The sequence below is a fragment of the Leptolyngbya sp. GB1-A1 genome (genome assembly GCF_039962475.1).
Taxonomy (GTDB): Bacteria; Cyanobacteriota; Cyanobacteriia; order Elainellales; family Elainellaceae; genus Leptolyngbya_A.
On sequence record NZ_JAMPLI010000109.1, the window covers coordinates 1 to 4526 of the forward strand.

The 4526-nt window shown below is 46.9% G+C and carries 3 protein-coding genes; 2 read left to right on the plus strand and 1 reads right to left on the minus strand.

The genetic code is table 11. The features are described from left to right. Nucleotides 1–648 precede the first annotated feature (648 nt). A complete protein-coding gene (locus NDI45_RS30585) occupies nt 649–3195 on the plus strand; it encodes a PAS domain S-box protein (protein WP_348250043.1) in 2547 nt (848 codons plus the stop codon). 155 nt (nt 3196–3350) lie between these two features. Next, a complete protein-coding gene (locus NDI45_RS30590; RefSeq protein WP_348250045.1) occupies nt 3351–3521 on the plus strand; it encodes a hypothetical protein in 171 nt (56 codons plus the stop codon). A gap of 322 nt (nt 3522–3843) precedes the next feature. Here NDI45_RS30590 and NDI45_RS30595 read toward each other — a convergent pair whose 3' ends face one another. Continuing rightward, nucleotides 3844–4254, minus strand: a complete 411-nt coding sequence (locus tag NDI45_RS30595) for a transposase (RefSeq protein ID WP_348250044.1) — start codon at nt 4252–4254, stop codon at nt 3844–3846. Nucleotides 4255–4526: the final 272 nt, after the last annotated feature.

The window sequence follows — 4526 nt, forward strand, 5'->3', positions numbered from 1 at the left end:
GGGCGATTGCACTCACTGCTTACGCAGGCGACTTCAACCAGCAACAAGCCCTGCAAGCTGGATTTCAACAGCATCTCTCGAAACCAATCGAACCAGAGCGATTGATTCAAGTGATTGCTTGCCTCACTCAGTCTGCTGAGCGATCGCCTTGAAGCCCAGCAACGTTCTACCCTCAGCTTTTCCTTTGGTTACAGCCCTCTCACTGTCCTAATACTTAGCTGAAAATGATTTACTTCGGCGACATCGAATTCCCGGCATTGCTGAATCGGAGTATGATTAGCCCCCTCCAATATCTACTGAAATCTTGCACCATTCTCAGTAGAAGGTGTTAGAACTAAGCCCTTATTATTCCTTATTGAAAATTTGCCTTCCTTTCTTCTAGTGAAACTCTTATTCCTTCGTTCGACTTATCGGGAGAATTCTCAGTACTGTTGAGAATCGGGATTTGAGTACTCAGTTTTGACACTTTCGCAAAAAAGCTCTCCTGAAGATGCACTAGGAAAATTCACGATGCGGTAGGCACGCTAAACTAGCAAAAGGATCAGCAAATATACTGTGTTCGCCGTCTCTGCAAGTACTTGCTCGTCAGAAAGGGGGAATCTCAGCTTGCCAATTCCTCACGCTTGCTTTTAAAGTCAAATCTTATCTATGCGGACCAGTCAGCAAATTGCGACAGAAATTGAGGAGAAGTTCGGTTTTCTTCCACCTTTCTTCTCTCCAGCCTTACAGACTCCTCAAGTGTTGGAAAACTTATGGCAACAAACTTGCTCAACCTACGTTGACAATCCTCTTCCCTCTCTATTCAAAGAGAAACTGTCCGCCTACCTATCGCGTTTCTGCCCTGTCCCGTATTGCTTAGTGTGCCATAGCTGTTCGCTGTGGGAATTGGGGATGAAGGCACGGGATATCTTAACCCTGCTTGAAGCGGCTCCCCCAAGCCCACCAGAAGTGGATGAGCATCTTCGGTTATTGGCTTCTCATAACAGCTTGCTCAATGTTGTATCCCAGCTAAACTCCGTTCTCGAAGAGAGCCTCCTTGACTGCTCAATTTTTATTGCCTTAAACACAGATGAGGCTGACCATTGTCGGCGAGAGTTGTGCCGTTTTCTAGGAACCGAGAATTACCAATATTTGGTGACGTTTATTGCCTATATCAAAACCTGTCATGAGTGGATGGAAGCACACCCAGATGTAAGGTATGAGACTGATAAGCGAGTTCAGGACCATTTCAATGACTTAGTGGCTGAAGAACCTGAGCTTGCCCACTTCTTTAACACTTACTGGAACAGGGTCAAACAAGAGCGGCGGCTAGAGAGTTTACCGACCGAGGGATTGTCGCTAGAGAAGTTAACCAGTTTGCCATTTGCGAGGGCGATCGATTCTACTTCAGATGGTATTGTGCTTTGCGATCCCAACCAACCCGATAATCCCATCATCTACTCAAATCCTGCCTTCTCGAAGCTGACCGGGTATCAGCCAGAAGAGGTGATCGGTTGCAATTGTCGATTGCTACAGGGTCCAGGAACCGATCCAGAAGTTGTTGCTCAAATTCGTGAGGCAATAGCCCAACAGCAGGAGGTACAAGCCACTCTTTTGAACTATCGCAAAGATGGCCAGCCCTTCTGGAATGAATTAAAAATTGCTCCGGTACGTGCTGATGCTGGTGAGTTGCTGTATTTTGTTGGTATCCAAACGAATGTCACCAAGCAAAAACAAGCTGAAGCACAATTGCAAGCGCAAGCAAGGCTTTTGGATCAATCTCAGGATGCGATTCTTGTGCTGAACTTGGAAAATCAAATCTTGTTTTGGAATAGTAGCGCAACCCGCTTGTTTGGCTGGACAGTTAACGAAGCGGTAGGGTGTTATGTTGATGAGCTCCTGTTTGATGAATTTTCTCCCCAACTCCGCCAAGCTCAAACATTGGTTATGGAACAGGGAGAGTGGCAGGGTGAACTAAAACATCGAGGGAAAGACGATCGGAAAGTTATTGTTGATAGCCGTTGGACATTAATTCGCAACGAAGTAGGACAGCCTCAATCTGTTCTCGTCAGTGGGACTAATATTACTGAGAGTAAGCAAACGGAAGCACAGTATCAGCGGACTCAAAGATTTGAAAGCATCAGTACGGTGACTAAGGGTATGGCCCATAATCTCAACAATGCGTTGACTCCGATACTGATGTCAATCCAGCTTCTAGCTGATAAGTTGCCGGATGAGCAGAGCCGACAAGTATTGGCAACCCTTGAGGTAAATGCAAGGCGGAGTGCGGATGTCGTAAATCAAATGTTGTCCTTTGTGCAAGGACTAACAGGCAATAGGAACACATTAGCGATAGATACATTGCTGCTACGTCTAGCAGCGATGCTTAAGCAAGATTGTCCGCAAAATATTCTAGTTCGGACTAACATTGCATCTGATCTTTGGATAGTTTCTGGAGACCGAACTCAACTTCACCAAATGCTGCTGCATCTTTGGGAGAATGCTCGTGATGCCATGCCAGAAGGTGGAGTTCTACGTATTTCAGCAGAAAACATCTCGGTTAATGCAGCGCTTGCTCGCAAGAATGTCGATGCGAAGACGGGTTGCTATGTTGCGATTACGGTCTCTGATACCGGAGTTGGAATACCTGCTGAAAACTTAAACCGTATCTTTGAGCCTTTCTTTACAACCAAAGAATTCGGTAAGGGGACAGGACTCGGATTATCAATGGTTGCGGGAATTGTCAAAGGTCATGGCGGCTTCATCAATGTACAGAGTGAAATTAACAAGGGAACTCAGCTCAAAGTATACTTACCGGCTCAGCGACCGATTTCTTTCCAAGAGGCATTAATTCTGCTAGTTGAGAGTGATGACACATCTCGCGAAGCTGCTGAGATGCTGTTAGATCAAACGAGTTACCGAGTTTTGACTGCAAAAGATGGAATTGAGGCGATCGGGCTTTATGCTCAGTATCGATCCCAGATTCGGGCAGTTCTCATCGATCTATCTATTGTAGAACCTGATGCATCAGCAACGATTCAGATATTAAAGCGGACGAATCCCGACCTTGTCATCGTTGCGCTTAATGAATTGTCATTGGAACATCAGCTTAATGACGATGTCAAAGCAATGATTAAAGCCTTCCTCAAGAAACCCTATACCCCAGAAACGTTGACAGCAACATTACAGAAAGCTTTTGGAACATCATTCAAATAAGGTTGTGTTGCAAAAAAACGGTTGTGTTGCAAAAACCAGTCAACGGTAAAGTAAGCGGGCTAAAACTTCCCTCCTTACCCTCCGATATCTACTCCTGCTCTGTTGAAGTAGCGGCACTTTCTGCCTGAAATCATCCTGCTGAACGTTCGCTGTTAATGCCCTTCGGGTTCGCCAGTTCCCTACGGGGGGAAACCTGCCTTCAGGACTGGACTCACCGCTATTCCCTCAGCTACCGAGATATGGAGGAGATGATGCAGGAACGAGGCTTGACGGTAAACCACTCGACGATTAATCGTTCGGAGGAACGAGAGCAGCAATTTTTGTAAGGTTAAAATCCAAACATTACAAACCCAAAAAGAGGGGCTATCCTGGTAGGGGCAGGGCGATCGGCAGCAGTTGGCTTGCAACCGGTCACTAAACCTTTTGCAGTAAGGGCATTTAGTTGAGCACTACTGATAGTTGGGGTAGTGCAAAATCTGCAGGGGCAACCAAAATAATCCTGCTAAGTAGGGCAACCTAATAAAACTTAAAACGTTCTACCGGGTAGCCGCTGTTCCTCCCCCTGTTCTCAATGCCCTCCATAATCGCATCAGCTAAATCGACCTCATCGTCAAATACTCGACTGGCTAATTCCGTGCGTTTCAGTTGTCACCACTCATCCTCGATACGATTCATCGGAGGACTGTAAGGAGGCAAGAAAAAGAGCAGCAAGCCTTGTTGTTGCCAGTGTGGTTGCTGTTGTTGAGCCAGTTTGCTGCGATGAACGGAAGCATTGTCGAGCACAATTACGGTGAGTTGTCCGGTTTGTTGGTAATGCTGTTGGGCTTTGGCCGCTTGCCAATCCAGCCGCTTGAGGAAGGTTGCACTCTTCAGGCTTCCTAGCATCAGCGCATCGTCAAACTGCTCTTTGGGATGCCAAATGCCCAGGATGTTAATCCGCCTGCCTCTACGTTTGCGTTGCTTCACCTGCTTTTGTTGCCCCCGTAGGCTGTAAGCGTAGTCACACGATCTCGCTCTGGCAACAGCCGGACTCGTCGAGGTACTTGAGACAGACCACACCTATTAACCCGGCAAGGTGAGAGGAGGAGGCAGAGAAGGGTAATTGCTAGGATAAAGGCATGAACAAATCGGATGCTCGAAGGCTCAATCCAGCGACTCAAAACTACTTGTGACAGCAGGCAATCCGGCTGCACCAGGAGGGCAAACGCATCGTCGACATATTAACCTGGCAAGTATAGAGAGTGCATAAGGTCAGGCAGCATAAGCAATGGCAGGATGTTTAAAGTACCGCACGATGCGCCCCGGCAACTTCTGAAGCTTATGCAGATGAG